This is a genomic window from Planktothrix serta PCC 8927 (assembly GCF_900010725.2).
Lineage (GTDB): Bacteria > Cyanobacteriota > Cyanobacteriia > Cyanobacteriales > Microcoleaceae > Planktothrix > Planktothrix serta.
On sequence record NZ_LR734824.1, the window covers coordinates 1 to 26,895 of the forward strand.

27 protein-coding genes and 1 pseudogene are annotated in these 26,895 nt (G+C 39.0%); 14 read left to right on the forward strand and 14 right to left on the reverse strand.

All coding sequences use genetic code 11. The features are described 5' to 3' along the window. Positions 1 to 251 precede the first annotated feature (251 nt). The 3 genes and pseudogenes from PL8927_RS00300 to PL8927_RS28295 form a co-directional block, all read left to right on the forward strand. Complete coding sequence (locus PL8927_RS00300) at positions 252 to 446, forward strand: hypothetical protein (protein WP_026785549.1); 195 nt, start codon at positions 252 to 254, stop codon at positions 444 to 446. A gap of 160 nt (positions 447 to 606) precedes the next feature. Continuing rightward, complete coding sequence (locus PL8927_RS28290) at positions 607 to 888, forward strand: hypothetical protein (protein ID WP_231505867.1); 282 nt, start codon at positions 607 to 609, stop codon at positions 886 to 888. A gap of 18 nt (positions 889 to 906) precedes the next feature. Further along, positions 907 to 1,272 (forward strand): annotated as a pseudogene (locus PL8927_RS28295) (Uma2 family endonuclease); the annotation flags it as partial. A 233-nt stretch (positions 1,273 to 1,505) separates the two neighbouring features. On the opposite strand, the gene petM reads toward PL8927_RS28295, so the two are convergent. Further along, positions 1,506 to 1,607, reverse strand: coding sequence for a cytochrome b6-f complex subunit PetM (gene petM / locus PL8927_RS00310; protein WP_083616392.1), 102 nt, complete (start codon positions 1,605 to 1,607; stop codon positions 1,506 to 1,508). 88 nt (positions 1,608 to 1,695) lie between these two features. On the opposite strand from petM, the gene PL8927_RS00315 reads away from it, so the two are divergent. Both PL8927_RS00315 and PL8927_RS00320 read left to right on the forward strand, forming a co-directional pair. Beyond that, complete coding sequence (locus tag PL8927_RS00315; RefSeq protein WP_083616394.1) at positions 1,696 to 2,547, forward strand: alpha/beta hydrolase; 852 nt, start codon at positions 1,696 to 1,698, stop codon at positions 2,545 to 2,547. 12 nt (positions 2,548 to 2,559) lie between these two features. Beyond that, on the forward strand, positions 2,560 to 2,877 hold the full coding sequence (locus PL8927_RS00320; protein ID WP_083616396.1) for a cupin domain-containing protein: 318 nt from the start codon (positions 2,560 to 2,562) through the stop codon (positions 2,875 to 2,877). Here PL8927_RS00320 and PL8927_RS00325 read toward each other — a convergent pair. Then, the gene (locus PL8927_RS00325; RefSeq protein ID WP_083616398.1) at positions 2,874 to 3,566 is read right to left on the reverse strand and encodes a hypothetical protein; all 693 of its coding nucleotides are present in this window, start codon (positions 3,564 to 3,566) and stop codon (positions 2,874 to 2,876) included. The genes PL8927_RS00320 and PL8927_RS00325 overlap by 4 nt on opposite strands. Positions 3,567 to 3,689: 123 nt before the next feature. Here PL8927_RS00325 and PL8927_RS00330 point away from each other — a divergent pair, with 123 nt between their 5' ends. Further along, the gene (locus PL8927_RS00330; protein WP_083616400.1) at positions 3,690 to 4,502 is read left to right on the forward strand and encodes a PHP domain-containing protein; all 813 of its coding nucleotides are present in this window, start codon (positions 3,690 to 3,692) and stop codon (positions 4,500 to 4,502) included. Positions 4,503 to 4,508: 6 nt separating this feature from the next. Here the strand turns inward: PL8927_RS00330 and PL8927_RS00335 are convergent, their stop codons facing one another. From PL8927_RS00335 to PL8927_RS00345, 3 genes are all read right to left on the reverse strand, one after another. Further along, positions 4,509 to 5,939: a sensor histidine kinase gene (locus PL8927_RS00335; protein ID WP_083616402.1), complete on the reverse strand. Its 1,431-nt coding sequence runs from the start codon at positions 5,937 to 5,939 to the stop codon at positions 4,509 to 4,511. A gap of 245 nt (positions 5,940 to 6,184) precedes the next feature. Next, entirely contained in the window at positions 6,185 to 7,288 is a 1,104-nt protein-coding gene (locus PL8927_RS00340; protein ID WP_083616405.1) for a GGDEF domain-containing protein, read from the reverse strand. Between the two features lie 494 nt (positions 7,289 to 7,782). Next, complete coding sequence (locus tag PL8927_RS00345) at positions 7,783 to 8,817, reverse strand: hypothetical protein (protein ID WP_083616407.1); 1,035 nt, start codon at positions 8,815 to 8,817, stop codon at positions 7,783 to 7,785. A gap of 260 nt (positions 8,818 to 9,077) precedes the next feature. On the opposite strand from PL8927_RS00345, the gene PL8927_RS00350 reads away from it, so the two are divergent. Together PL8927_RS00350 and PL8927_RS00355 are read left to right on the forward strand one after the other, a co-directional pair. After that, positions 9,078 to 9,371, forward strand: a complete 294-nt coding sequence (locus tag PL8927_RS00350) for a nucleotidyltransferase family protein (protein WP_083616801.1) — start codon at positions 9,078 to 9,080, stop codon at positions 9,369 to 9,371. Beyond that, complete coding sequence (locus tag PL8927_RS00355) at positions 9,368 to 9,709, forward strand: HepT-like ribonuclease domain-containing protein (protein WP_083616409.1); 342 nt, start codon at positions 9,368 to 9,370, stop codon at positions 9,707 to 9,709. Before PL8927_RS00350 ends, PL8927_RS00355 begins: the two co-directional genes overlap by 4 nt. Before the next feature lie 132 nt (positions 9,710 to 9,841). On the opposite strand, the gene PL8927_RS00360 is transcribed toward PL8927_RS00355, so the two are convergent. Then, positions 9,842 to 12,262 (reverse strand): tetratricopeptide repeat protein, encoded by a 2,421-nt coding sequence (locus PL8927_RS00360; protein WP_231505868.1) that lies wholly within the window; start codon positions 12,260 to 12,262, stop codon positions 9,842 to 9,844. Between the two features lie 254 nt (positions 12,263 to 12,516). Here PL8927_RS00360 and PL8927_RS00365 point away from each other — a divergent pair, with 254 nt between their 5' ends. Then, complete coding sequence (locus PL8927_RS00365; RefSeq protein ID WP_156093047.1) at positions 12,517 to 12,711, forward strand: hypothetical protein; 195 nt, start codon at positions 12,517 to 12,519, stop codon at positions 12,709 to 12,711. A 353-nt stretch (positions 12,712 to 13,064) separates the two neighbouring features. Here the strand turns inward: PL8927_RS00365 and PL8927_RS00370 are convergent, their stop codons facing one another. From PL8927_RS00370 to PL8927_RS00390, 5 genes are all read right to left on the reverse strand, one after another. Next, positions 13,065 to 13,796, reverse strand: coding sequence for a hypothetical protein (locus PL8927_RS00370; RefSeq protein ID WP_083616414.1), 732 nt, complete (start codon positions 13,794 to 13,796; stop codon positions 13,065 to 13,067). A 406-nt stretch (positions 13,797 to 14,202) separates the two neighbouring features. Beyond that, a complete protein-coding gene (locus tag PL8927_RS00375; RefSeq protein ID WP_156093048.1) occupies positions 14,203 to 16,089 on the reverse strand; it encodes a tetratricopeptide repeat protein in 1,887 nt (628 codons plus the stop codon). 108 nt (positions 16,090 to 16,197) lie between these two features. Next, a complete protein-coding gene (locus PL8927_RS00380; protein ID WP_083616418.1) occupies positions 16,198 to 17,679 on the reverse strand; it encodes a TldD/PmbA family protein in 1,482 nt (493 codons plus the stop codon). Positions 17,680 to 17,824: 145 nt separating this feature from the next. Continuing rightward, positions 17,825 to 19,984 (reverse strand): hypothetical protein, encoded by a 2,160-nt coding sequence (locus tag PL8927_RS00385; protein WP_083616419.1) that lies wholly within the window; start codon positions 19,982 to 19,984, stop codon positions 17,825 to 17,827. 276 nt (positions 19,985 to 20,260) lie between these two features. Then, positions 20,261 to 20,965 carry a DUF1997 domain-containing protein gene (locus PL8927_RS00390; protein WP_083616421.1) on the reverse strand — a complete coding sequence of 235 codons (705 nt, stop codon included), beginning with the start codon at positions 20,963 to 20,965 and terminating at the stop codon, positions 20,261 to 20,263. Between the two features lie 131 nt (positions 20,966 to 21,096). On the opposite strand from PL8927_RS00390, the gene PL8927_RS00395 reads away from it, so the two are divergent. From PL8927_RS00395 to PL8927_RS00405, 3 genes are all read left to right on the forward strand, one after another. After that, a complete protein-coding gene (locus PL8927_RS00395) occupies positions 21,097 to 21,759 on the forward strand; it encodes an NAD(P)H-binding protein (protein ID WP_083616803.1) in 663 nt (220 codons plus the stop codon). Further along, positions 21,759 to 22,463, forward strand: a complete 705-nt coding sequence (locus tag PL8927_RS00400) for a glycoside hydrolase family 24 protein (RefSeq protein WP_083616423.1) — start codon at positions 21,759 to 21,761, stop codon at positions 22,461 to 22,463. The genes PL8927_RS00395 and PL8927_RS00400 overlap by 1 nt, the downstream gene beginning before the upstream one ends. 172 nt (positions 22,464 to 22,635) lie before the next feature. Then, the gene (locus PL8927_RS00405) at positions 22,636 to 22,917 is read left to right on the forward strand and encodes a UPF0175 family protein (protein WP_083616425.1); all 282 of its coding nucleotides are present in this window, start codon (positions 22,636 to 22,638) and stop codon (positions 22,915 to 22,917) included. A gap of 27 nt (positions 22,918 to 22,944) precedes the next feature. Here the strand turns inward: PL8927_RS00405 and PL8927_RS00410 are convergent, their stop codons facing one another. Both PL8927_RS00410 and PL8927_RS00415 read right to left on the reverse strand, forming a co-directional pair. Continuing rightward, positions 22,945 to 23,262: a helix-turn-helix domain-containing protein gene (locus PL8927_RS00410; protein ID WP_083616427.1), complete on the reverse strand. Its 318-nt coding sequence runs from the start codon at positions 23,260 to 23,262 to the stop codon at positions 22,945 to 22,947. Then, positions 23,259 to 23,633: a type II toxin-antitoxin system RelE/ParE family toxin gene (locus PL8927_RS00415; RefSeq protein WP_083616429.1), complete on the reverse strand. Its 375-nt coding sequence runs from the start codon at positions 23,631 to 23,633 to the stop codon at positions 23,259 to 23,261. The genes PL8927_RS00410 and PL8927_RS00415 overlap by 4 nt, the downstream gene beginning before the upstream one ends. A gap of 180 nt (positions 23,634 to 23,813) precedes the next feature. Here PL8927_RS00415 and PL8927_RS00420 point away from each other — a divergent pair, with 180 nt between their 5' ends. Then, the gene (locus tag PL8927_RS00420; RefSeq protein ID WP_083616431.1) at positions 23,814 to 24,080 is read left to right on the forward strand and encodes an AbrB/MazE/SpoVT family DNA-binding domain-containing protein; all 267 of its coding nucleotides are present in this window, start codon (positions 23,814 to 23,816) and stop codon (positions 24,078 to 24,080) included. Next, complete coding sequence (locus tag PL8927_RS00425) at positions 24,077 to 24,391, forward strand: putative toxin-antitoxin system toxin component, PIN family (RefSeq protein ID WP_083616432.1); 315 nt, start codon at positions 24,077 to 24,079, stop codon at positions 24,389 to 24,391. The genes PL8927_RS00420 and PL8927_RS00425 overlap by 4 nt, the downstream gene beginning before the upstream one ends. 100 nt (positions 24,392 to 24,491) lie before the next feature. Here the strand turns inward: PL8927_RS00425 and PL8927_RS00430 are convergent, their stop codons facing one another. Further along, positions 24,492 to 26,687, reverse strand: a complete 2,196-nt coding sequence (locus PL8927_RS00430; protein ID WP_083616435.1) for a phosphoketolase family protein — start codon at positions 26,685 to 26,687, stop codon at positions 24,492 to 24,494. Positions 26,688 to 26,895 lie beyond the last annotated feature (208 nt).

Below are 26,895 nucleotides of genomic sequence, written 5' to 3' on the forward strand. Positions count from 1 at the left end.
GTCTTAACTGACTACGTTTTTTGAGTCAAGACACCCTGTTGGATGCGTAGCTAGTCCCTGGCTCTGTCGTTAGTGGTTAAACATCTTTATCGGGTTAAGGAAGTGCTGCTAACCTAACAAGCTCTTAAAACCTTATTGAAGCTAACTTTACCCTAGAAATAGGAGTTAGGAGGGCAACCATACCCTCCTCCCCGAAAGGGGGAAAAATATAAAGCCTAACTAAAAGTTAGGGGTTTCTACCCATTTTTCCGATGAATAAACAACCCCATATCCCCGATCCAGAAACATCTAAACGCTTGCTTGCTAACCTCCGCCGCTCTCGGATGGAGGTTCAAGAAGTGAATTTAGAATTAGGAGAAATTAATGCGATGCTGGCAGAACAGCTTCGCGAACAAAGATTGAAGCGAGTCAGGCGATCGCTCAATAACTCAACAGCAGAATTGTAAAATTAAGCTGCTACGCAGCTTATAATCCCTACACTGTATCGGCTCAATGGCTCACCATTTGGCTCAATATAAAAGGCTCATTTAGATCATTTGGCTCATTTTTGCCACCAAAGCATGATATAATCAAGCGCGATCGCACATTATCGGGCAGGTATCGAAGATGACAGCCACCCTGATTCAGCCACCCCAAGAGAAACAAAGTCCCCTTGCAAATCATGTTCTTTTAAAAAATATTAGTTGGCAAACCTATCAATTGCTGTTACAAGATTTAGCGGAGCAGCCGGGGATTCGCTTGATTTATGACCAAGGTTTACTAGAAATTATCACACCTTTAGATCCCCACGAAGGTAACAAAAAACTATTAGGCCGTTTGGTAGAAACTCTGACTGAAGAATTAAATATTGAAGTCAGGAGTTTGGGATCGAGAACTTGCCAACGTTAAGAGTTAAATCGAGGTTTTGAACCTGATCAATGTTACTATATTCAAAATGAACCTTCAGTCTGGGATAAAGAGCAAATTAACCTGCAACAAGACCCACCACCTGATTTAATTATTGAAATTGATATTACCAGTAGCTCTATTAATCAATTAGAACTTTATAAAGCTTTTCGTGTACCGGAAGTTTGGCGGTATGATGGAAAAAATATAATATTCTATCAATTAGAAGGAGAAGCCTACCGAGAAACTGATAACTCTCCTACTTTTCCCTTTCTTTCTCAAACTGACATTATGCACTTTTTGGAACTCAAGAAAACGACTAGGGAAAATGCTTGGATTGGCTTATTTCGTAAGTGGGTAAAAAGTCAAATTCCAACAGAAAAATAAAATATTACAACCCCTACACGGATTGCTATTGCATCCCCTAGTCCAAGAAAAAGGCGATCGCTTGTTGAATCAAAACCCTGAAAATGTCAGCATAGCCCATCGTCAAGCTTATAGTTATTATATTCACTATCCCAGTTAGACTGTTGACGGTTGAGGAGTCAGAGGAAACAAAGGTGCAGGCCAAAAACCAATTTTCTCCCACCTCCCCGGCTCCCTCGGCTCCTCCTACTTCCCTATTCTCCGCCTTGGATTTTCAGTAACAGAAACCCACCACACAGACCGACGAGAATCATAGAAAAACAGACAAAGGCGGTTGAGAAGATTTCTCCAGCCATAATATTGCATCTCCATTGATGATAATTAAGGCTTATTGTATCGGATGGTTGACACCGACTATAGTAGTTTGAACGCTAAACTTGATTTATGTCCAATTTTGCTGAACTCGGACGTTTATTTTTTGAGGGGATAGAAGTTTATCCCCAGATTGCTTATCGCCGAATTAATGATGTTACGGTTCATCTGGATATCTATAAACCCAGAAACCTAAGAGGAAAGAATAAAACCCTGGTGGCGATTCATGGAGGGGGGTGGATATCAGGAACAAAGGAAGAAGTTCTTCCGCAACTGATTCCGTTTTTAACTCAAGGATGGTCTATTGTTAATGTTGAATATCGGATAGGAACTGTAGCGTTAGCTCCGGCGGCGGTTGAAGATGTGCGTTGTGCTTTGCGTTGGGTATTTTCCCAGGCTTCTAAATATCAATTTGACCCGGATAAAATTGTCGTTATTGGAGGGTCAGCCGGGGGACATTTAGCAACTTTATGCAGTATTTTACCCAATGCTGCTGGATTTGATCAATTAACGGAAACATCTGATCACAAACCTCCTAAAAACTTACCAGAATTAAAGGTTGCAGCGATTATTAATCTGTTTGGGATTATGGATGTTAACGATATTTTAGCCGGAATTAATCGCAAAGATTATGCCGTTCTTTGGTTCGGTCAACAACCCAATACTCAGGAATTAGCAGCTAAAATTTCCCCGATTAATTATGTGCGATCTGGATTACCGCCTTTGTTAACCATTCATGGAAATAAAGATGAGTTAGTTCCCTATCAACAAGCGGTTAAAATGCACCAAAAGTTAGATGACTTTGGGGTTCCTAATCAATTATTAACCTTAAAAGGCGCAGGCCATGGAGGCTTTTCTCCAGAACAAGCTTATTTACTGTATCAAACCATTCAGAATTTTTTGCAAACTTATAAACTTGGATAAGAGGATTAAATCATGATCGGAAATTCTTTGAATTTAAAAGATAAAATCCAATACGCAGCCGCAGGGGTTTTAAGTTCAGTGCTTTGGAAAGACAATATTTGCCAATATACCCTATTTTGTTTGGCAGAAGGAACCGATATTTCCGAACATACCTCTAGCCGCAATGCAACGGTTCAGGTATTAGAAGGAAAAGGGATATTAACGTTAAATGGGGAAGAAATTCAATTAGAAGCGGGAGTTTTTATCGTGATGGCGGCTAACGCGCCTCATGCGTTAAAAGCAGAGTCTAATTTAGCCTTTTTACTCACTCTATCCGCACCGGAATCTTAAACCTGGATTTGTCGGCGTTGATGTTGTTCTTGATTGAATGCTATTTCTTCCGAGGTGAGTAAATAGTATTCAATTTGCGATCGCATATCCCATTGAACTTCGGCAAAAAATAATAGGGTTCCACCCAGGATTAAACCACTAATTAAAAATTGCCAACCCATAAAATAAGGTAATACAAAAATACCCAATAAATGCAGGAATCCAGCAATTAAAAATGCACGGGAATGTAACCCGATTCCTGTTCCTAAATAACCTAACGCACACAATCCTAACCACAGGGGACAAAGATTGCTTAAAATCTCTGACCATCCCCAAAAAATCCCCAGATTCGTTAATCCTAAACCCAATACCATCAACCCCACCCACCAATAAACCATCCAAATCAATCGTTCAACTTGTACCCAATAATAACTTAACGCCATCATTCCGACGGTTCCCACGATGGTTAGAATTGACCACCAATAAGCTTGGGTAATCCAGCTAATGGGTAAAAATTGAGCAATCGCAAAGATAATCAACGAAATCCAACCCCAGAGCAAGAAAACTTGATCAATTCGGGTGTAAAAACTCGATAACAGCGTAATATTACCGAATTTCAAGTTTATTTTTAATAATCCCTTTAAGTCTTGAATATCCAAATGGTGCTGCTTGCTGCGAATAATCGGTTTTGTGGGATGAAAAAAGCTCATGTAAACTAAAGATTAATAATTTTCATAAATCTTAACAAACTCTCTGCAAAGGATCAAGACCCAATCCCAGATTCACCGGACTATACTCAAATTAGGGATTCCCCTTAAAATTACGTTACACGGATGTTAGAACTTCACTGTCATACCACCTACTCCGATGGTCAACTCACTCCGACTGAACTGGTTATCGCCGCCACCGAAGCCGGAGTTAAAGCCTTAGCTATTACAGACCACGATACTGTATCCGGTTGGGAAGAGGCTTTTCAGACGGCGGCATTTTATGATATAGAAATTGTACCGGGGGTGGAATTATCAACGGTTTACAATGAACGATCACTGCATATTTTAGGGTTTTATCCCGATAAAAATAAACTCGAAAATCCCCTCAAAGAACGTTTAAGTGGGCGTAAAAATAGAGCGAATCAAATAATAGAAAAACTAGGTAAACTCGGTTATCCGATTGAGTTAGAGCCGATGGGAGAAGGAGTGGCTGCGGCACGTCCTCATATTGCAAAGGCTATGGTAAAAGCGGGTTATGTTAAGTCTTCCCAAGAAGCTTTTGAACGGTGGTTAGGAGAGCATAAACCTGCCTTTGTTCAGTATGACAAATTTTCTAGTATTGAGGGGATTCAATTATTAAAATCCTGTGGTGCGGTTCCTATTTGGGCGCATCCTTATTTATATCACGGGGGAAAATTTGAAACGGTTTTTAAAGAATTATTAGAAGCGGGATTAATGGGGCTGGAAGTTTATCATCCTTATCATAGTTCTTCGCAAATTCAACGGTTAGAAAAACTTTGTGATGAGTATGGGATATTAAAAACTGGAGGGAGTGATTATCATGGGGTAGGAAGCTTAAATCAGTTTAATTTATCTCTGGGTTTATTAGAACCCCTTAAACAAACTGCTCATCGTTTAGCGGTTTCAGTTAATTAAACATTATTAAAAAATCGGTAATAAAATCTCAAATTCTGTCCCCACACCGAGAGTAGAAATAAAGTTGAGTTGACCCCCATGTTTTTCGCTAATAATTTGGTAGCTAATTGCTAATCCTAATCCGGTTCCTTTTCCGGCTGGTTTAGTGGTAAAAAAGGTATCAAAAATTCGAGATTGAATTTCCGGGGGAATTCCGTTTCCATTATCCCGAATCTGAATTGATAGCCATTCTGAGTTAACATCAATATTAAGAATATCTTGGTCAATTGTTTCTTTGTAAGTGGGTAAAGAATACAATAAACGATTCCCTTGAGAAAGTTGAGCTAACTGAGCCGGATAGATTTGCTCTTCAGATAGCATTTTAACTTGAGTATCAATCTCAATTCTAGGAGATATTTGACCGTTTTGTTTTCCCTCTTCTAACGCATCAATTGCATTAGAAATCAGATTCATAAACACTTGACTCAGTTGACCAGAATAGCACTTAAATAAAGGAATATCACCATAATTTTTAATCACTTCAATTCCTTGTTTTAGGCGATTTTTTAAAATCAATAAAGTTCCATCAATACAATCATGGATATTAATTTCCCGGCGATAATTATCACCGACATGAGAAAAACTATGCAAACTATTAACAAGTTGACTCAGACGTTCTGAACTGACGACAATACTTTTAATTACCTCTCCTAAGTCTTGTTGCAAAAATTCAAAGTCAATTTCGGCTTTGAGATCATCAATCAAAGCACAAGGTTTTTCTGTATTCTCTTCATAGGTTTTAATCAACTTCATTAAATCTTGATAATAATTCGATAGACAGCCAGAATTACCTAAAATACAATTCACTGGGTTTCTGATTTCATGGGAAACCCCGGCGACCATTTTTCCTAAACTGGCTAATTTTTCGGTTTGAATCAGTTGCGATTGAGCTTGCTGACGTAATAATTCAGTGGTTAATTGATTAATATGAGATTGAGCGACTAATAATTGTTGAATATCGAGAAGTTGATGCCAATTTTCTGTTAACTGAACTACAATCGGTTCATACAATAATTCAGGCGATCGCTGTACAGCATGGTGAGCCGCTTCTACAATTAAAGTATTTCCGGGTAAAACTAATAATTCCGTTTGAGAAAACCGTTGTAATGAGCGAATAGAACGTTGTAAAAACAATTCTCGCCCATAAGGACGACTTAAACGTTCTAAAAATCTTCGTCGAGAAATCATCCCACTCAATTGACCTTCTTCGGTTAAAATTACCCCAGGAATTAGGGGATTTACTTCTAACTTTTGAGTGAGAATTATTCCCGGTTCGTTGATATCAACTTGAACATCATACAAAGATAACTCTTGTAGCGTAGATTCTAGCTCTAAGTTATGAATGGATGAGAAAGGAAGGACTGAGGATGGCGTTTCCATATCGTAGACATTGACCATAATGATATCTATGACAATTAATTAAAGTTTAACTTGTATTTAACTTGTAGGATAAGGGATGCTTTTTCACCCTGAAAACCTTTGATTCTATTTTATTCTATAATTTATAGTTTGAAGCGAAATTTAAAATTTAACGTGTTATTAATATGTTTACCTATTGTTAAACTTCTTCGGAACGAATACTCCTAAAACCCCAAATACTGCGTTAAGACAGGGCGGTTTACTCCGTGATTTTAGCTATTTTTCTAGTGATTTTGAAGCGATACTTGAGGACTTGTAACCCAGAGGTAGGGGTCTCTCATGCTGAAAGAGACCACCCGATCTCGTCCTTGATTTTTAGCTTCATACAAAGCTTGGTCAGCTGCAATAATTAAATCTCCTGGTGTTTTAATCTGGTTCATGATTTCGGAATTACCAAATTCTACAGTCGCAATTCCTAAACTTATGGTGACATGGGAACTCACGGAAGAACTAGGATGATGAAGCTGAATTGCTTTGATATTATCTCGCATTTTTTCAGCAATTAAAATAGCTTGATCTAGGTAGATTTTAGGTAAAACAACTACAAATTCTTCTCCCCCATATCGGGCGACTAAACCTTGATCTAAGGTCAGGGTTTGTGCGATTACTTGAGCTATTTGTTTAAGACAATCATCTCCGGCTTGATGTCCGTAGGTATCATTATAAGCTTTGAAGTAATCAACATCAGTAAAAATCAGAGAAAGTGGAAATTTCGTGAATTCAAGTTGTAACCATTGTTGTTCAAAATATTGATCAAAAAAATGACGGTTAGCGACTTGAGTTAAGCCGTCTAAGCTGGCTTTGATTTGTAGTTCCTGATATAATTCTTGTAAGATTTGATTGGATAATTGATGAATTTGAGCCTGAGCGAGTAAAAGTTGGTACATATCAATCAATCGATAAATTTGAGGTGCGAGTTGAACAACGATGGGTTCATAAACTAAATCCGGTAAGCGTTTTAAAGCCGATTGAGTCGCTTCTAAAATGGGAGTGGAACCAGCCAAAATTAAAAGCTGTTTTTTTTCCAAGCGATACAACAGTTTTAACGGACGCTTTAAAAACAATTCAATTCCATAAGGACGACTTAACCGTTCTAAAAATCGCCGTCGAGAAATCATCCCAAAAAATTCTTGCTTTTGCGTTAAAATGACTCCGGGGAATAAAGGATTATAATTAAAATAGTTAGCAACAACTTCCCCACATTCTGAAACATCAACTTGACAATCATACAAGTGCTGATCTTGTAGGGTTGAGGATAAACTAGAACAGAGGATAGAAGGGATGGGGTGCGACAGGTTGTACAAATCAAATTCGTTGGAACTTAGCATAAAATGTTGATGTTGTTTGTAAAGATATGATATTCTGATCGATTAAGGTTTTCACAAACCTGCATCAGATCAGTTACCATCTATCATAACTAAGTTGCCATGTAAAGCTATAGGCAAAAATTAGTTTAATATATTCACGAAACCAACAATTTTAGTCTCAAAAATTATCCTATTAAATTATTGAATATCCGTAGATTTGTTGAAATTAAAAGAGTAATTTAACCGAGAAAATACTTAGGAATTATGCAGAAACCGAGTTTTTTATACCGCTACGCGCTCTTAGAACAGGGAACACTTCGACCCTTCGGCAAGCTCAGGGCATCGCAGGCTCAGTGCTTCGCAGTAAGCAGTGAAATATAGCGGTTTTCAGTCCGATGAGGTACCGTTAACCCTTTCTATAAAAACCAGCCAGCGATGGCATCAGGTACAGGAGTAACTGATGCCATCGCACACCTCTATAAGCAGAAATTTTGGTAGAAGCCACCCCTACGGTTTTAATCATTATCTGATAGAATTTGTAAACGAATTCTGCCCTCGCTACCATCGCCTAATTGCACTTCAATAATTTGACCTGCTAACTGTTCTAAACAGCCTAAAAGCGATCGCAAATGGGGGGTACTTGCTCCCGTATCCACATATAAACGATCGGCTAAACTTCCGACTCGTTTCCAACTGCTATAGAGTTTAACCATCGTTTGTTCGAGAGCAGTAGCTTGTTTGACTAAATCAGAAGCCGTATTTAAACATCCCACCCGCAGCGCTTCTTCTAATGCCATTTCCATATCGACAGAAGACTGATTTAAGGCTTGAACTTGAGCCGCAGCATCCAAATATTTCGATAAATTTTTAGCTTCTGATGTTAACTGTTTAATCGTATCAACATCAGGATTTTCGATCATTTCCCGTTGCAATTCTGTTATATGTGCTTCGGGTAATTTTTCCATTTCTCGAACTAATGGCGCCAAATAGCGAGGCGGCATTGAACCCTCCGTTGCTTTTTCCCGAATTTCATCAGGAATTAAATCGGAACTCATCGCCGTCCATTCATCATTGAGTTGTCGAACTTCGCGGCGAGTAATGCGATCGCCTTTACAAGCAGCATCACTCACCATTTGTTGCACTTCTGCGGGTGCTTTTGCAGTTTCTATAAATGCTCGTTTACTAAAATTATTAATCGCATCGGGGTTAAGATGACCTTGAAGTAATAGGGCATCAGCGCTATTTGCTAATTCAATTAAAGCATAAGCTTGACTCTTGCTAATTTCCCGTTCTTTTAACCAATTTAAAAAGCCTGTACCCCGTCCTTCCCCGCCTTTTTTTTCTCGATCGCGGACAACTCTTAAGATTCTGCCGCGCCAGATTTCCGTTTGCAAGTCGAAGCGATCGCAAACTTTCCAAGCGACATCAATTTGGTGTTCAAAATCCAATTCAGGAATTTCTGCTTCTGGATCAGGGAGTTCAAAATGCAGATCCTGAAATTCAGCTAAAACCTGGATCAGTTCATCGGGAGTTTGGGGACTGTCGGCCATCGGACGCACGCTTGTTGGGAGACTGCCGGATCATTATTGCACAATTGGGGAACTTCTGGAGTTCTTCTGGGGGTGTTGTGTCCAGTTCAGGCAGGCTATCATCGTTAATAATTTACAATTGTTTAACTCTTGTTCTAGCGATTTTGGGCTATTTTTGGTAAAATGTCGAGCTAATCAAGCCGATGAGCTTAATTGATTTTAAGAGACGAGCGATCGCAGATTTATTAATGATTACAGTAAAAATAATTAGGATTGAGATCATGAAAATTAGAGAATTCCTACAACAAAAACGAGAAGATATTTTGCAAATAGCCGATCAACATGGAGCATTCAATGTGCGAATATTTGGCTCGGTTGCCAGAGGGGAAGAAACAGAGAATAGTGATATTGATTTTTTAATTGATTACGATATTTCTAAAATTTCTCCTTGGTTTCCAGTGGGGTTAATTGAAGATTTAGAGCAAATTTTAAATCGTAAGGTTGATGTGGTGACAGCGAAATCTTTACATTACTTTATTCGAGAAAAAATATTGAATGAGGCAATTAAATTATGAAAGAAAATAGAATTTACTTAATCCATATTCGAGATTGTTTACAACGCATTAAATCTTATACGGCTACGGGAAAAGATGGCTTTTATGAACAGACGATGATTCAAGATGCAGTGATGAGAAATCTTGAGGTGATGTGTGAATCTATCAGACTATTACCTGATGAATGGAAAGCATCAGAACCTAATACACCTTGGCACAGAATTGTTGGATTTAGGAATAGACTAGCCCATGAGTATTTAGGGATTGATTTAGAGGTTATATGGGATATCGTTGAAAATTACTTACCCGGGTTAGAAACCGCAATTGAAAAAATAGCAGAAAGATTTTGGCAGGTATAAACTATTGATTGAAATTCGACTGTTTAGACTATTAGCACAGAAACCGGGTTTCTGACTATTATTTCTGGGATGAAATCAAGACTTATTGTTCAGAAACCCGGTTTCTTGGTTTGTGTACCTCAGTCCTATTTATTATTCATTAATGATCGACTTTCTCACCCTCTCAACTCGTCGAGGCGCTTCAATTTCTGTAAACAGTTGAATAGCATTATCAAAATTAGGTTGACTGTTTTCCCTATCCCCCATCTGTTGATAGGTTAACGCCTGTTGATAATAAGCTTCAGCAATGTCACATTTTGCCCCAATTTGTTCTAAAATTTCTATCGATTCTTGATGATGAGTGAGTGCGGTTGTAAAGTCGCCCTGCATTCGGTAAAGTTCTCCTAGACCTGTTAAGGCTTTGGCTTTTACTTGAGTAAAGTTAGTTTCTTGAGCAAATGATATGGCTTGATTATACATTTCAAAAGAATTTAGAGTCTCGCCAATATTCTTATATGCTACTCCCAAGCATAGAAAAGTGTAACCTTGGCTCCAAATAGTCACTTTAGCTTCTTTTAAAGGTTTACTTTTATTAAGATAAGATAGTGTTGTTTCAGTGTTACCCCAATATGAATTTATTAAAGCAAGGTAAACATAACTGCATAATTGAATATGATAAAAGTGATCTTGATAAAGTTGATTCTCTTTTGTTATTAAGATTATTTTTTTGTTAGAGAGTGTGAAAATCGTTTCTTCAAATAAAAGATAAGATTGTCCTAAATCCCCTATATCTAAATAGCACAATCCTTGATTAAATAAGGATACAACGGATAATCTATACAATTGATATAAATAAAAATCTAGTTCTGGACTTTGTTCAGAATCAATATATAGTGTTTTTATTTTTTCTGCTATTGATTTACATTCCTTATGATGATTTATTGCTTGATGTATAGAACCTCTTAGCCATTGTATATCACCTAATATCTTGTATAACCTAGCTTTAACATAACTATTCTCTAGCTTGTCTTTAACTTTATTAATTAATGAAGCAGTTTGTTGTAATAAGCCAAATCTAGCAAATGATCCACCTAGTGGTTCACCTCTTTGCCACTTGTTATACCTTTCTTTTTCTATTATAGAACCTGCTTGTTCAAAATCATCAATTTCTACATAATGATAATAAGCTTCTAACGCGGTTAACCCATCTTTTATCGTTTCAACACTTTCAACACTCTCCGTCCAAAACTCCGCAGCTTTAATATTAGCGGTTTCCCAATCTTCACTTTTTCTTAAACGTGCGATCGCTTCTTCCCTAACCATTGGATGTAAAAAAAATTCACCCTTGTTAACTTCTACTAAAGAACGATTTTTTAACGACTCAATCACTCTGCGCTGTTCACCTTCTGGAACATCCCATAATAAACACAATAACCCATTATCAGGAACAGTGGGAACATCTTGATAGCGGTAACACCCCAACCGACATAATAATTTAAACGCATTAATATCAAGTTCTTGCAAACGCTTAAACTGAGAATTAACTAAATTTTTTAAATCGGGTTTAGCTAAAATTTCAGCTTGGTTACAATTCCAATAAGTTTGAATATCTCCTTGATTATCTTCTTGAATTGCACCGCAAAGAATCCGCATCGCCTTAGCATTTCCCCCATAGACTTTGTGCATTTCAGTTAAAATAGACTCATAATTATTAATCTGATAATATTTAAAATATTGTTTCCAGGTACAATAGTCTAACTCAGGTAAACGATAGGTTTCAACCGTAATATCCCCTTCACACAAACGTTCACGACTGGTAATTAAAGTTACTGACTGCACCATCGGATCTGTTAACATTCTCAATAGTTCGATATAACATCGATGGGGTTCAATAAATCTAAACTCAGAATCTAGTGCAGGTTCTAAGTTATCAATTAATATCCCTATTTTTTGATTTTGTAACAATCGTTTGAGTCGTCCCAAGGACACCATAAAATCCCGTCCAGGTTCCTCCTCAAAATCCTTTTTCAGCCATTCCTCAACAATAGTTTCAACAGGCGAGATGGTTTCCCTTTCCTTCGCCATCGTCAAATATAAGATTTTATCAAAATTTTGATTCTTCAGAAATTCTGTAGCCAGAGTTGTTTTCCCAATTCCTGCTGCGGCTTGAATTAAAATAATTTTCGCACCTTGATTAATTTTGGTTTTAAGGTGAGCGATCGCATTTTCCCGACCAATAAAATTAATATTTTCGTTAACAATATTTTCGGGAATGGTGATCTCATTGTTACTATCAATAAAATTAGATGCAGGGGTTATAGGTGTGGAGGGAGAGGCGATCGCAACTTTATTATAGTAACGCTCGACAACCGCTTGCACATTATCCCGCTTTACCTTTTCTTCACATAAGTTTGACAACCTTTGCCAAAGTTTGTATGCAGCCGTCTTAACACTTTCACCTACAAACCCCTCGCTATTTCCAATTTCATCATAACTTTTGCCCTCTTTACCCCTCCACGCCTCTTTCAAGATAGTAGTTTCAAGGGTACTCAAGGTTTTGAGCTTCTTAGCCATTAGTTGTGAACTGATAAAGTCCAAAACTGAATTGATGTCCATAGATGTATCCACTGGTAAGTCGCAGCCTCTAATAATAACTATAGATGACTTTGACTGACTTTGGTTAACTCAGGCTCACTTTATCACCCTTTTAAAGCTAAAAAGATCATTTTTTAAATGATTGACTTTCATCTACTGACCATTAAAGAAATTCATTTTATTCTATTGATTAGAAAGACAGTAAATTATCAATCTTTCAAGGAGATAAAACTATGTCTAGCAAAGAAAACACCCCCCGTTATGACGTTAAAACTAGCAGTGATCATACCCTTGGTGGCTTCGGCTCGAAGATACACAGAACGGTCATCCGGGATAACGCCACTGGTCAAACTCACACGGGTACTTCGTATACCAGTGCAGAAAAGTCCCGCGATAATGCGTTTGATAAAGCCAATAAAAATCGCTAAACAGGAGATCTACCCCCTTCTGCAAGAGGAACAAACCACGTCTGGGCACATTTAGATGCCGACAAGTGCGTTTATAACAAGTAGAGACTTACCTAGGGGGGCGGGTTCGCCAATATCTCGAATACCTGCTAGAAATTTCACTGAACCCTCCCCTTTTTATTATCAATTAACTCCTTAATACTAAAAACTTTAGTCAGTTTTAACCAACTAAAGTTTTAGCTTTATTAAGTCTTTAACCTATTTTAATAGGTTTGAGCTTTGAGCCTGAATTTTAATTCAAGGCTGTTTTTTCTAGTTGATTAATCATCAACTCATCCTAGATGGTGCGTGCGCGTTGCTTACACACCCTACAATTAACGAGTGTAACGACCATTATTCGGATAAGGTTGGGGATAAGTTTGATTGGTGTTACGATCATAACGCTCATAGCGATCGCTCCCATTATAAGTTCCTGAATTATACCGACCATTATAATTCCCATTAGTCTCACCCCGTTTCCAAGCTTCATATTCTTGATCTAAACGTTGATCAAGAGCATTATGAGAATCTCGGATCATTTGGGCTTTTTGCGCTGAGGATAAATTGTTATATTGGGGTTTTTTCACCTCTTGTCGCATTTGCTGTTCTAACTCCGCATGACGCTGTTGACGATATTTATCAAATGACTGTTGACTATTGCGATCGTTGCGATTATTGGTATTATAACGACCATTATTATTATAACGATCGTTGTTATTATAACGACCATTATTATTAGATTGCCGTTGTTTCAAGTTGTCATATTCTTGATCTAAACTTTGATCCAGAGTATTATGAGCATCTCGAATCATTTGGGCTTTTTGGGATGAGGATAAATTGCGATATTGAGGTTTTTTCACCTCTTCCCGCATTTGCTGCTCTAACTGTGCATGACGCTGTTGACGATATTGATCAAAATTATTGAGATTATTTTGAGCCAGAATTAAATCTTGAGAGGACTGTCTTGGAGAAGTTGTGTTAATTGGGTTATTAGGCATCACAGCATAGGCTGGAAGCATGGAACTGGCTGCTAATACCACTGTCGCTAAGGTTAATGTCGGTTTCATAGGTCTACTCAACTTGAGAAAATGGTGGATTCTTTTCCTTATTTTAAACTAAAACTTTCTGCCGTAGTTTACATCATCCTGAAAGATGATTTTACCAATTTTGATAAGAATTCCTAGGCTATCTGGGAAAAATGCGAGTCAGCAATTGCTCTAACTCCTGACTTACTTTAATAGTCGATGGACATCCCAAAAGGTTCCCTAACCAGCGAGAACCCAATAAACCCAGTTTCTATCGGTGTTTAGTTATTAGTGAAAGCATTAAGAGTTAATTAACTGTCCACTTTTTGTCTAATCCCAGTCAATATTCCTCAAAGCTGTGTTCACCCTGATAGTCACTTGAAGGGAAAACCTTAATGTTTAGTAGGCGTAAACAGGGTAACTTTATCCTCCTACCCCGACCTAGGGATTAAAGTCGCTTTAATAATACTCCAGTTTGCCAATAATAGGCTTCTTGTTTAACAGCTAAAACCTGGAAAAAGGGTTTCCATTTTTCAGCAAAATAATTGATATCATAAAAAACCAATGATCTTGTATCTCGTCCTAATGTAAACATGGCAAAATCTTGATTAATATATTCCAAATAGTTTTGCATACAGGCTTGTTTTTGTTCTTTTGGCCAGATATTATTATTAGATAGCCAGAGTTCAGGAAATTCTCTGATTTTCTCAAAAATATAACGTTCTTGAATAGTAATAAAAGCCAGTCCTCCGGGTTTTAAAATTCGACGGAGTTCTAACAGCCAAGCATCTGCTAAATCATCAATATGAGTAAACACTGAGCCCGCATAAATTAAATCAAAATAGCGGTCTTCAAAGGGTAAATGGGGCATTGTTGTCCCTACAAAAAAATGAAAGGGAGGACTCATATTTTGTTGACACCATGCAATACAATCCGCGTTAATATCCGTTCCCCACATTTCACAAATATCAGATAAATCGGCTAACTCCCGAAGAATTCGCCCCGATGCACAGCCAAAATCTAAAATCCGGCTTCCTGTTTTTAAGAAATAACCAGACTCTCGCAATACACTCAACATTACCTGAACTTGAGTTTTTCCAGAGTTAAGATAATACTGCTCATTTTCGGCAAAAACTAACATGATCTCTTTGGGGGGAACCGGAAATTGCCATTTCCCTGTCTGGGAATTTTTGCCCAAAGGAACAGGTTTAGGTAACAGATAAGAAGGCGCTTGTCCCGATTTAGGGTAATATTTTAACCAGTCAATCGGTTCTAATTGACCTGATGATGGGGTAGAAGGTGAAATAGAAGAAATTCCGATGAGTTCATTCAATTTTTGTTGGGTTGAAATATCATCCGGTTGCAGTTGTAAAGCTTTTTCAAAACAAGCGATCGCCTCTTGTTTTTGTTGTACATTCAGATACGCTAAACCTAAGTTATAATAACAGGAGGCTTCCGTTGAATTTAATTCCAGCGCTTGTTGATAAGCTGGAATGGCATCTTGCCATCGTTGTAATTGAATGAACCCTTCCCCTAAATTTTTATAAGACCAAAAGAAATCCGATTTAATTCGATGGGCTGTGGTATAAACATCAACGGCTTCTTGCCATCGTTTTAAATTGCAGAGGGAATCCCCTAAATTAATATAACACCAAAAGAAATTCGGATCAATAGAAATAGCTTGTTGACAAACTGGGATGGCTTCTTCCCATTGTTCTAACTGAATTAAGGCTTTGCTTAAACCAACATAAGACCAAAAAAAGTCCGGTTTTAATTCAATGGAATGGCGATAAATTGGAATCACCTCTTCCCATCTTTCTAAGGTGGTTAATACTTCTCCTAACTGTTGATAAACTCCCCAAAAATCAGGATCTAATTCCATCGCTTTTTTATAGATAGGAACGGCTTTTTCCCATTGTTGGGTCTGGGTTAAACATTGTCCTAAACTATTATAAGCCCAAAAGCAATTAGGGTCTAATTTAATCGCTGTTTCATAGATAGGAATAGCTTCTTCCCATCGCTTTAATTTAATTAAAGCTTCTCCTAAATTATTATAAGCCCAAAATTCATTAGATTTTAATTCAATCACTTTTTGATAAGCTATAACCGCTTGTTCAAATTGTTCTGTTTTTAGAGAATAATAGCCAATTCTTTGATACCCTAAAAGTAAGCTGGGTTCAAGATTAATCAATTTTTGGTAACAAATGATTGCTTCGTTAAACTGTCCACTCTCTTGATATTGAGTGGCTTGTTGAGATAATTCACTCATCAGGGAAGCATAGGGATGAGAGGATTGAGTAATAATTAAACTATCTTCTGGGTTAGATTGGGTCATATTTTGGGGTACAAACTGTTGCAATGGGTTACTTTTATTTATTCTATCAGTGAATGGCTGTATTTACTCAATAAACCCTGATTAATAATGCCTTTTCTATCAGAATCATCAGCCTCCAATATTAATATTTTGTACCCGAACTGGAACGCAAGCATGGGTCATTTGAGCAATTTGTAAAGGTTCTCCTTTTCCACACATATTAGTGCCACATTGTTGCCATTCAGAAGCAGGGCCAATAGCATCGACTTGGTTCCAAAAATCCGTTGTCATGGCGTGATAGGTGACATCTTTTAACATTCCGACAATTTTGCCATTTTTGATTTGCCAAAACCCATCGCCACCAAATTGAAAATTACGCCGTTGTTGATCAATGGAAAAACTACCAATACCATCTATTAAAATTCCCTCTTTGGTATCAGCAATCATCTCGGCTAATGTTGCCGTATGACTGCCTCCAATTGGCCCTGGTTCTAATCCTAAATTGGGAATTCTCACCATCGGTAAACTTGACCAACTATCAGCAAAAGCACAGCCCTTACTACTTGATTTTCCTAAGCGATAAGCGGTTTCTCGATCTGTTAAATAATCCACTAAAATACCCTCTTTCACTACATACCATTCTTGAGAGGGAACTCCTTCATCATCATAACCGATGGTACTCCGTCCTGCGGGTTGGGTGCGATCGCATTTAAAATTAATCCAAGGCGCTGCATATTGGAGAGTTCCGAGTTGATCCGTTGTGGCAAAACTGGTGCCTGCAAAGTTAGATTCATAGCCATAAACCCGATCTAATTCGGTGGGATGACCAACGGATTCATGAATAGTTAAATAAAGATTTGTCGGCTTTAAAATTAACGTGCTTTGAATTCCTGACGGCCCTTTAGGAGCATAAACTTTTTCTAAAGCTTCTTCGGCGACCCGTTCAATTTGACTCAATAAATCGGTTTGATCAATATGTTCATAACCAAGATTTAAAGGAGGTCGTTCATAACTGCGACTTTGAGCATCCCCATTCGCAACCGCCGTACAGCGATATCCACTATAACTGCGATAAATTGTTTGTTCAATTAATGACCCTTCTGTGGAAGCAAAGAGTTTATTTTCTTGGTTAAATTGTAGATAAGAATTTGCTTTTCTAATTCCTTGTTCTTGATACTGAAGTAAGCGATCATTGATCGTTAATAATAAATTAGCTTTTTCGCTAATTGGAATTGAAAAGGGATCAATTTTAATCGGTGTAATATAGGTATCTTGGTAGGCTTTAACGGGAACTAAACGCACAGGATTTTGTTGACATAAACGGCTTCCTTTGGCAATTTCAATCGCCAAATTAACCATCCGAATTAATTCTTCTGGGGTTTGGCGATAACTCGCAGCAAATCCCCAAGCGCCCTTCAGCAAAACTCGGACTCCAAAACCAGATTTCTGATGATCGGTGAGGTGACTTAAGGAGTGATCATGAGCATGAAGTGTTTGATTTCGATAGGTACAAAAACGAATATCTCCATACTCACATCCCGCTTGATCAATTAAATCAATCGCAAGAGTAGCTAAATCACAGGTTTTTTGGCGGGTAGAGGTTGTTAGCATATTTTGTTAATGGGGTAATAGAAAGAAACCCCCAAACTAAAAATAATAATAAAAAAGATTAGGAATAACATAGAACAATTGAGGTGTGTTGTCTGTTAACCGTCAACCGTCAACCGTCAACCGTCAACAGCCAACAAGCCTCTACCTATTCCAAGAATAAATTAGGATCGGGTGCACCTTGTCCATCCGTAGGACTCGGTTCAACAGCCGATGGAGGCGCGGGTTCGGGTGCAGGCGCCACCACTTCAGCCGCAGGTTCTGGGGGTGTATAGGGATCATCCGAGTAACCTGAATCTGGTGCTGCATTTGAGGGGCTAGAATAACCACTATCCTCAGAATAGCTGGGTTCTGAATAATTGGAATACCCACTATCGCCAGAATAGCTGGGTTCTGAATAATTGGAATACCCACTATCGCCAGAATAGCCCGAATCATTAGAGTAGGAATCCCCTTGAGATACCGGACGAGCCGTTTCTACAGGCTGCTGTTGGGCTGCGATGGCCGTATCTCGTTCGGCGGCCCATCCGGCGATCGCCCCTTGAGCCTCAGAATATAACGCCCGACCATAGCCAATTTGAGCAGCTTCAGCAATGGCGCCACTGAGATTTCCCTTCCCGGCTAAACCATAAGCTCGATTCAAAATTGGCCGATCTTCAGTGGTTTGAACTTGAGCCACCCAACCGGAAATTTTATCTCGTGCGGGCTGATACAACGCCCGACCAGAGTTAATTTTAGAAGCTTTATCAATCGCAGCACTGAGATTTCCCTGTTTCGCTAAAGCTAACGCTTCATTCAGTAGGGGCTGATCCTCTATAATTTCAATCCGTTTTGTCCATTCTGCAATTAACGTTTGGGCTTCAATCCTTAACGGGCGTCCTAAAGCCACTTGACGCGCTTGTTGGACGGCGGTTTCAAACCCGTCTATGCTTCCCGTTTGGGCTAAACGTCGAGCTAGAGCAATGTAGGGCTGATCCTCTAAGCGTTGAATTTGTTTGCGCCAATGGGCGACTAAGGTTTGAGCATGAATACGCCGAGGTTGTTGGGGCGTAATCATTTGAGCTTGATCAATTGCCAATTGTAAAGTAAAGGGATGCTCAATATTCGCCGCCACCGTCGCCAACTGCAAATTCATCAGATCTTGAATTTGTTTGGAAATCTCCTCCGGTTTAACTTGAGCTTCCTCATAGGGAGGGCGATTATTCCCCATTTTATCCAGAGCCGCTTGTCCTTCCCAAAGCAGGGCCATTTGTTGCACAATCGGTTGACTATTGGTCTGATTCCAATTCAAGGCTTTAACTTGACCCATTAAAATCAAATTTTGGGATTCTGCATACAAGGGAGAATAATGGGGAACTAAACTGGCAATTTCTGTTAAATTCTCTATGTTTTTTTCCTTTAATTCTTTAGCGGCTAAATCCAGTAAAGAACGACTCCAATTTTTAATTTCTTTGATCGCCCCAGCTTGAATATAGAGTTTTTTATCAATTTGATTTGCTAAGGCGATCGCTTCAGCAAACTTTTCCGGTGTATTTTCTTTGGCTAATTCACGCGCTTCATTTAATCGTTGATTGCCTTGACGTTCTAAGCTTAAGCGATCCATGATTTCATTAAACCGCTTTTCACTCCAATGGGTATTATTTAATTTTGATAACGCCTGGGCATATTCAAAGGCTTTTGTCCAATCTAAAGCTTTCATTGCCATTTGGGCTTGATCATAAATTTTTTGCCCTTGATCCCAATTATTTTTCCATCCCTCAATGGCGATGGCTACCAATTCATAAGCGGGAGTATTTTTGGGAACAATATCGACAATGGCTAACGCCGATTTCAAGTCCCCATTACTCTCAATTTTCTGCTTGGCAATTTCAATTAAAGCCTGTGACCACTGTTTCATTTTTTGTTGCGCGAGTCCCTGGAGGGGGTGGTCTGCGGGCCAACTAGCAACCAAGGCAAAGGCTTGACGTAATGGTTCAACTTTACCGGACTTGGTAGCGAGATCGGCGCAATACAAGCGTTCACTATCGGGAGATAAGGCAGAGATATCATCACAGGTGGGGACTGGAGGCATTGTTAATAACCACAGCAGCGCCCCCGTCCCCGTTGTCCCAAACCCCAAGAAAATAATCAGCCACAGAAATGGCCAGCCCCAAAACCAGCCAGGAAGTTTTAACGGGATTCGTTTTTGAGCAGTTGGCTTTTCCTCTACGGCAATTTCTGAGGAGTTCTCCGAGGGTGAAGCACTTTTTACCTCCTGATTAAATTCTGATGGGGATAAGCGGGTTTGGTCAAATTGTGGCTTCGTCATTCCTTCACCGTACTCCTCATAATCGTTATCTCAGTCTAGCTGGATATAGAAAGTTTACTCCTAAAATTATGAGCATCACTTCCTAAGCAAGCCTGTCAGAGACAGAAAACTTGATCAAAATCATGGCAGATTTTATGCTAATCCTCCAACTATAGCAACAAGAAATTTACAATTTCCTTAATTCTGGGTGTGGAAACGGAATTAACAGTCAACCGTCAACCCTCGTAGGGGCGGGGTTCCCCCGCCCGTAACCGTCAACTGTCAACAGCAAACCCATTAAAAACGTTGTTTTGGGAAAGGAATTCCTAACGTGCTGTGAAAATCTTGTTGGGTTTTGGCGCTGAGACGGCGAGAAACTTGTTTAACGATATTTTTTAATAACGTATCCCCGGTTTTTTGAATTAAGGATTGAGATTTAGAACGGATAAACTTAGGAAATTGTACCCCAACAGCTAAATCTAAACACCATTTCGCTCCCGTAATTTGGGTCGGACATTCACCTAATTTAATCCCCCGTTCGGCGCAAAATTCTGCTGTAGGTAATTCTACTAAAGTCATGGTAGATTGAAAATCAACCTCATAACCGGGAGCCGTATAATTGGGCACCGGAACAGTCCGAATCCGATAAACACCCTCGGCATCCGGTGGTACTAATTCTAATCCAATCCGAGCTTCAACTTGATAACCAAAAGCCCCAAATCGTCCGATTAATAAATCATAAGCATTATTTCCTAACGGTTCTGTTTTCATCGGTAACGCGCACCGACAAAACCAGCCACTATGCTGACTTAAATATTCCGCCACCGTATCCATATCGGCGAACATTTCCATGCAGTCTTCAAACTGGCTGTGAAACCAGATTAGCTCCTGAGAATCCAGCGCTGTATTCGTCTCCTCTTCGGGGTTCGGGAGAGTAACAGAATCATCAATAAAATTATATGATGCTCTTGACGGTTGAAGTTCAGCGATATCGTACTGCATGATCTGTTTTCCTACGAGCGTTTCTTCCTATTTCCAGAATGCCATTTGTTATCTTAAACCGCTACAATAAATATACTGAAGTTTTGATGTTACTTGCAAAACTCAACCCCTACTTAGAAACGTTTGATAGCATGAAAGCATTTGTCGCGGGAGCAACGGGAGAAACAGGACGGCGGATTGTCGCTGAATTAGTTAAGCGGGAAATTCCTGTAAAGGCTTTGGTTCGGGATATTGAAACGGCGCAACAAATTTTACCGCCTACGGTTGAACTGGTGGCGGGAGATGTCTTAAAACCTGATAGTTTAGCCACAGCCATCCGTGATTGTACGGTTGTATTGTGTGCCACAGGTGCAAAACCGAGTTTTGATCCAACCGGGCCTTATCAAGTTGATTATCAAGGGACAAAAAATTTAGTTGATGTCGCCAAAGCCCAGGGAATTGAACACTTTGTTTTAGTGACTTCTCTGTGTGTTTCGCAATTTTTTCACCCGTTAAATTTATTTTGGTTAATTCTGGTGTGGAAAAAACAAGCGGAGGAATATTTACAAAAAAGCGGTTTAACTTATACAATTGTGCGTCCAGGCGGTTTAAAAAATGATGATAATAATAACAACGTTGTGATGCAGTCTGCTGATACTTTATTTGAGGGGAGTATTCCCCGAACTAAAGTCGCTCAAGTTTGTGTAGAAGCCTTATTTTTGGATAATTCTCGAAATAAAATTGTTGAAATTGTAGCAAATTCAGAGGCTCCTCCAAAACCTTTTGAACAACTTTTTGCTAGTGTATTGAACTAATGGGAATCTCTCGAAGAAAAGACCAACTTCGTCGTCGAAAGCGACTATTTTGGAGCGTTTTGCTGCTGTTCAGTTTAACCTTTATTGGAGTGAGAAGTTGTCAAGGAAAATCCGAATTTCAACCCTTAATTGATCAACAGGTGGAAGCACAATGGCCACCGTTAATTATGCGGGGTGGTGACCCCTATATTCGGGCTTTGATGCGAACCATTTCCGCCAGTGAATCCAGTTACTCTGACCCCTATTATGTTTTATATGGGGGCAAATATGTCTCGGATTTGGATCGTCATCCCGATCAGTGTATTAAGATTGTTACAGGCCCGAATAAAGGCAAATGTAGCACCGCCGCCGGACGCTATCAAATGTTAAAAACGACCTGGGAAGAAAAATCAGAACGCTATCATCCTAAACCCGCTCAATTTTGGTTTTGGCTTCCCTATAGTTTTGAACCAGAATATCAAGATACAGTAGTTTATCGCTGGTTATTAGATGATAAATTCTGGGGAGTCAATATTTCCCAATTATTACGCGAAGATAGACTCGATGAAGTGTTGGAATTATTATCAGGAACTTGGACAAGTTTAGGCTATGGAATTGAAGATAATATGATTACCAGTGACTTACCCGAAATTTATAATAAAATCTTACAAAATGAACTCAATCACGAAAATGGGGAATTGTGGGTTAATCAAGACTCTCCTTAATAAGATCTAGGTTATTAGAGCGATCGCAGAAAAACTCTTGCTATAATTGTAGGGTGGGCTATGCCTAAACCTAAGATCAATTAGAACCAGATCCTGACCAACCCACCTTAGAAGAAATTAGTGAAATTGTCAAAGAAGTTAGACTAAAAATTATTAATTAAGGAATAAAACTATGAACATTACCATCCCCGATGAAATATTAACATCTGCTAAAATGTCAGAAGATGACATTAAATTAGAATTAGCTATTTTACTTTATCAACAGAAAAAAATTAGCACAGGACAAGCTCGCCGTTTAGCAGGAATGCACTTAATTCAATTTCAAAAAGAAATGTCTAAAAGAGGGGTTTGTGTTAATTATGATGTTGAGGATTTTCAAGCTGACATTGAAACCTTAAAAAGACTTGGTGAATATAGATCCAGGGGAAGCAGAGGCGATCGCTTTAGCAATTGAAATTAAAGCAGGAGGAATTAATATTTTTCAAAGTGCGATCGCTGTTTCTACATCTTGATTTCTTGGACGAAGATATAAAGTAACTTCTATATCGAGTCGTTTCAAAAAATTGAGAAGTTTACCTTCACTGAATTGTTGAAATTCCCCCTTCATCAAATCAGATACTTCCCTTTGTGTAATACCGAGAATTTTGCTAATTTCCTGCTGTTTTAGATTACGTCTTTGGAGCAAACGTACTACTTGGATTCCTATTTTTCCCCGTGTCAAAAGTTCATCCGCATCATCCAAACCAAGGTCAGCAAATACATTACCACTACTTTCTTCAAAAATTTGTTCTTGTGTCATTGTGATTTCTCCCTTACCACTGCATCTTTATAACGTTGTTTAATCAGGTCAACATCAGCCTGGGGCGTTTTGATACCTTTCTTTGATTTCTTTTGAAAAGCGTGGAGAACATAAATTTTTTCCCCAATTTTAACAGCGTAAACGGCTCGATAAGTGTCTGTATCATAACGTTTAATAATTTCATAGACTCCAGAGCCGACTCCCTTAAAGGGCTTCGCTTCTAAAGGTGTTTCCCCCGCTTGTACTAATTGTAACGCATAACCGATAGATATACGCACTGTCTCAGGAAACTCACGGATATTTTGACGAGAATCTCCCATCCAAACTAAAGGGCGTAAAGAAATATCTATATTTTCCTCACGTTCAGTCATTTTAATTTAATTGAGTTGAGTTGAGAACTAGATAATTGTGGCATAGATTAGCAAAGCAGATAAAAATTAACTGACGTATTGACACGCTTGATGCTGAAGATTGTGTTAATATTGTTGAATATTCAGAACCAACTACTTTTTAGATTTTTGGATTAACTAATTTCCATAAAGGAGAAAAATATGACCATCAAATCCATTGCCAAAGTCACTTCTGAAGGAAAATTAGAAATTCCTCCCGAAATATTACAACAACTGCAACCTTTAACGGAATATGAAATATCCGTTACAGAAAGTGAAATTAAACTGACAAAAACTCAAAAAAAGTTAAGCTTAGATGAGTTATTTCAACGGATTGATGAATCCGAACCAGATCCCAATCAGCCGAGTTTAGAAGAAATTAGTGAAATAGTCAAAGAAGTTAGAAAAGAATTGTGGGGAAAATCATGAGAGTTGTTCTTGATGTTAATATCTGGATTTCTGCTTTATTATGGGGAGGTTTACCATCTCAAATATTACATCTATCCAGACAGAACAAGATAACTATTTTTGTTTCTGAATCTTTATTGGGAGAATTAGAAACAACTTTAAAACGTACCAAGTTTAAAAATCAGCTTAAAAAGCGAAATCATACCGTTGAATATTTAATTACGGGAGATCAAGATTTATTAGTGTTAGATAATTTTAGGGGAATACTGATTATGAAACCTACCGATTTTCTGAATTGTTATTTTTTATCTGAACGCAATAACAATGGTTAAACTGATTCTCTTAAAATAGGTTATCTCTAATTCACAATTTTTCCTTACTTTAGAAATTGATTTGTATCCCCCCCTGAGTCAGGGAGGGTGAGGAAAGGTATTAATGAATCAACTCAATGGCTCGTTTCGTCAACGCTTCCGAAGTAATCCCATTAAATGCCATTAATTCCCCGGCGCTGGCGGTGGTTTCGCCCCGTTTCCAAGCAAAGGTATCCCGCTTAGAATTGCTGCGTAACATAATCGGTTCTAACATCAAACTTGACCCTCCTGTTACTCCAATTAACGCATCTCCAGCAAACAGTTGATTAAAGGTTTCATCACTGGCAAAATCGTTATCCGGTTCCGAACAAGTCTCGGATAAAACATCGTGAGAACGATATAAACGCCGAGGGTTAATAATAGAAATAATTCGCACTCCAATTCCTTCCGTTTCCAAAAATGCCGCCGCTTCAAACACCGGAATTAAGGTCATATCCCCAATCACTGCAAACACAACGGTTTTATCCCCTGGGACTTCCTGTAACACCACAGCCCCATCTTTTAAGCCTTGGCGAGTTTGTTCAAACGTCGTGCGGATGGGTAACGGAGACTTACTCGCGGTAATAATAATGCTCTTATTTTTGGTTGTTAAAGCCCAATCGTAGCACACTTGAATGCTATTGGCATCGGGGGGAAACACCGGGAAAACGTTACCATTCCGCATCATGGCGGCGAAATAGGCTTCAATTTCCGGCCGTTGGTGTGTCCAACCGTTGCGACCCTGTTCTAAGGCTCCGGCGGTGAATAAACAAACCGTTGAGGGGGTAGCACGTCGTAACTCAGCCATGGCTTGGGCTACTGTTTGCAAAATTGGAACCCCGTTAATCGCAAAAGATTCATAGGAACACCATAAAGTTCTCGCTCCTAATAAGGATAATCCTACCGCTAAACCCGCACAAGCATCCTCGCTTAAGGGTTCATAAACTTGCCCTTGGGGTTGTTGAAAATAAGTATTATCCGTTGTTGGGTGAATAATCTTTAATCCCTGGTTAATATTGTTAATTCCAGAAGCGGCATTACCATCGGCATTAGTAACAATAAAATGGGGATCTTTTTGCCCAACATAAACGACTAATGACCCCATTGCGGTTGTTGCTACTTTGGGATCACCGCCAACCGGATATTCTTCTAGGGGTAATTCACCTAATTCGGGTAAATGGTAATCAAACTCGGTGACAACGGTTTTAGCCGCAGGGCCACCACTGGATCGTTCTAAATTGGTTCGCACTAATTCCCACGCTGCGATCGGTAACGCCCGTTCTTTTAAAGCGTTAATAATATGGGGACTATCCAAGGTATCCCCTGGATAAAGGTTGTGAGATTTTGCGCCCCGGGCGTGAACTCCTGCTCCTTTCAATTGTTTAATAATAAACACGGTTAATTGATCCCCTAAAGCTGATTTTGCAGCTTTATCCATTGCTCCTAAAATGGCTTGGGTAAATTCAATTCGTTTATTAATCGAAAAGGCGGTACTATCAACATAATCACCGGGTTGATTTTGGTCATCAAAATCTTTAGCATCGACTAAAATCACTTCTGAAAATCCGTTACCTTTCCAGTAAGCAATCATTTCTGCATTGGTTTTTGTCGAAACCATGCTATGATGTTCCTGGCTGTAGCCGTTCCACACCAACACGGGCAAGAAATTGGTCACGTCAGGATAGGCGGTGTGGAAGTGCATCATGCTACTCATGGGGTAGGGTTCACCCATGCCCCCATCGCCGAGAGTGAACGGAAATAGGACATTTCGGTGTAACAATGCCCCAGCCATAGCAAAATGTTGTCCCTGACCCAATGGCCCAGCAGGGTTGAGCAGACCCGGAATAAAGCCGGAAAGGTGGCCGAGGAGTCCATGTTTTTCGCGGAAGCGATCGCGCAATTGTTGAACCGTGAAAATCCCCATATCTTCTAGGGAACGATCTAAGAACACCGCACTATAAAACCCTGGGGCATGGTGTCCCACTTCCGTCATAATATTTTTATGACCGAGCATCACTAACGCAGCATAAGCTTCTACACTAGAGGCAAATCCTCCAGGGTGTCCAGAGGCTTTACTCGCGGTAATTTGTAAGGTTAAATAACGCAGAGCATCGGCATAAAGTAAGGTTTGATAGGCGGCTGTGGCATCATGGGGATCAGAAATTGATACACTATTTTCAGCAATAATTGGTGTTTTCCCATAGCTGTCAAATTCGGGGAAACTGTCGCTAAAATACTGAATTCCTTGACAAAATTCGGGTATTGTTGTTGCTGTCATGTTTAATCCTTTCTCGGTCATTCTAATTTTTCGAGTTAAGATTTATTTTACAATTGGTTGTCGCTAAAAATGATTATATTTTTCAACTATAGAGATAAATTAAAATCATTGATTTCAATAAATAGATAGAAAATCAGTCTGTTATTGCAGTGTCAGGAGAGTATTTAAGCTTGGTTGCAAATTTTTAGCAGATCGTTACTATAGAATA

Coding starts and splice junctions, on each gene's coding strand:
- PL8927_RS00300 (WP_026785549.1), top strand. CDS start 252: ATGAATAAACAACCCCATATCCCCGATCCAGAAACATCTAAACGCTTG.
- PL8927_RS28290 (WP_231505867.1), top strand. CDS start 607: ATGACAGCCACCCTGATTCAGCCACCCCAAGAGAAACAAAGTCCCCTT.
- petM (WP_083616392.1), bottom strand. CDS start 1,607: ATGGCTGGAGAAATCTTCTCAACCGCCTTTGTCTGTTTTTCTATGATT.
- PL8927_RS00315 (WP_083616394.1), top strand. CDS start 1,696: ATGTCCAATTTTGCTGAACTCGGACGTTTATTTTTTGAGGGGATAGAA.
- PL8927_RS00320 (WP_083616396.1), top strand. CDS start 2,560: ATGATCGGAAATTCTTTGAATTTAAAAGATAAAATCCAATACGCAGCC.
- PL8927_RS00325 (WP_083616398.1), bottom strand. CDS start 3,566: ATGAGCTTTTTTCATCCCACAAAACCGATTATTCGCAGCAAGCAGCAC.
- PL8927_RS00330 (WP_083616400.1), top strand. CDS start 3,690: ATGTTAGAACTTCACTGTCATACCACCTACTCCGATGGTCAACTCACT.
- PL8927_RS00335 (WP_083616402.1), bottom strand. CDS start 5,939: ATGGTCAATGTCTACGATATGGAAACGCCATCCTCAGTCCTTCCTTTC.
- PL8927_RS00340 (WP_083616405.1), bottom strand. CDS start 7,288: ATGCTAAGTTCCAACGAATTTGATTTGTACAACCTGTCGCACCCCATC.
- PL8927_RS00345 (WP_083616407.1), bottom strand. CDS start 8,817: ATGGCCGACAGTCCCCAAACTCCCGATGAACTGATCCAGGTTTTAGCT.
- PL8927_RS00350 (WP_083616801.1), top strand. CDS start 9,078: ATGAAAATTAGAGAATTCCTACAACAAAAACGAGAAGATATTTTGCAA.
- PL8927_RS00355 (WP_083616409.1), top strand. CDS start 9,368: ATGAAAGAAAATAGAATTTACTTAATCCATATTCGAGATTGTTTACAA.
- PL8927_RS00360 (WP_231505868.1), bottom strand. CDS start 12,262: ATGGCTAAGAAGCTCAAAACCTTGAGTACCCTTGAAACTACTATCTTG.
- PL8927_RS00365 (WP_156093047.1), top strand. CDS start 12,517: ATGTCTAGCAAAGAAAACACCCCCCGTTATGACGTTAAAACTAGCAGT.
- PL8927_RS00370 (WP_083616414.1), bottom strand. CDS start 13,796: ATGAAACCGACATTAACCTTAGCGACAGTGGTATTAGCAGCCAGTTCC.
- PL8927_RS00375 (WP_156093048.1), bottom strand. CDS start 16,089: ATGACCCAATCTAACCCAGAAGATAGTTTAATTATTACTCAATCCTCT.
- PL8927_RS00380 (WP_083616418.1), bottom strand. CDS start 17,679: ATGCTAACAACCTCTACCCGCCAAAAAACCTGTGATTTAGCTACTCTT.
- PL8927_RS00385 (WP_083616419.1), bottom strand. CDS start 19,984: ATGACGAAGCCACAATTTGACCAAACCCGCTTATCCCCATCAGAATTT.
- PL8927_RS00390 (WP_083616421.1), bottom strand. CDS start 20,965: ATGCAGTACGATATCGCTGAACTTCAACCGTCAAGAGCATCATATAAT.
- PL8927_RS00395 (WP_083616803.1), top strand. CDS start 21,097: ATGAAAGCATTTGTCGCGGGAGCAACGGGAGAAACAGGACGGCGGATT.
- PL8927_RS00400 (WP_083616423.1), top strand. CDS start 21,759: ATGGGAATCTCTCGAAGAAAAGACCAACTTCGTCGTCGAAAGCGACTA.
- PL8927_RS00405 (WP_083616425.1), top strand. CDS start 22,636: ATGAACATTACCATCCCCGATGAAATATTAACATCTGCTAAAATGTCA.
- PL8927_RS00410 (WP_083616427.1), bottom strand. CDS start 23,262: ATGACACAAGAACAAATTTTTGAAGAAAGTAGTGGTAATGTATTTGCT.
- PL8927_RS00415 (WP_083616429.1), bottom strand. CDS start 23,633: ATGACTGAACGTGAGGAAAATATAGATATTTCTTTACGCCCTTTAGTT.
- PL8927_RS00420 (WP_083616431.1), top strand. CDS start 23,814: ATGACCATCAAATCCATTGCCAAAGTCACTTCTGAAGGAAAATTAGAA.
- PL8927_RS00425 (WP_083616432.1), top strand. CDS start 24,077: ATGAGAGTTGTTCTTGATGTTAATATCTGGATTTCTGCTTTATTATGG.
- PL8927_RS00430 (WP_083616435.1), bottom strand. CDS start 26,687: ATGACAGCAACAACAATACCCGAATTTTGTCAAGGAATTCAGTATTTT.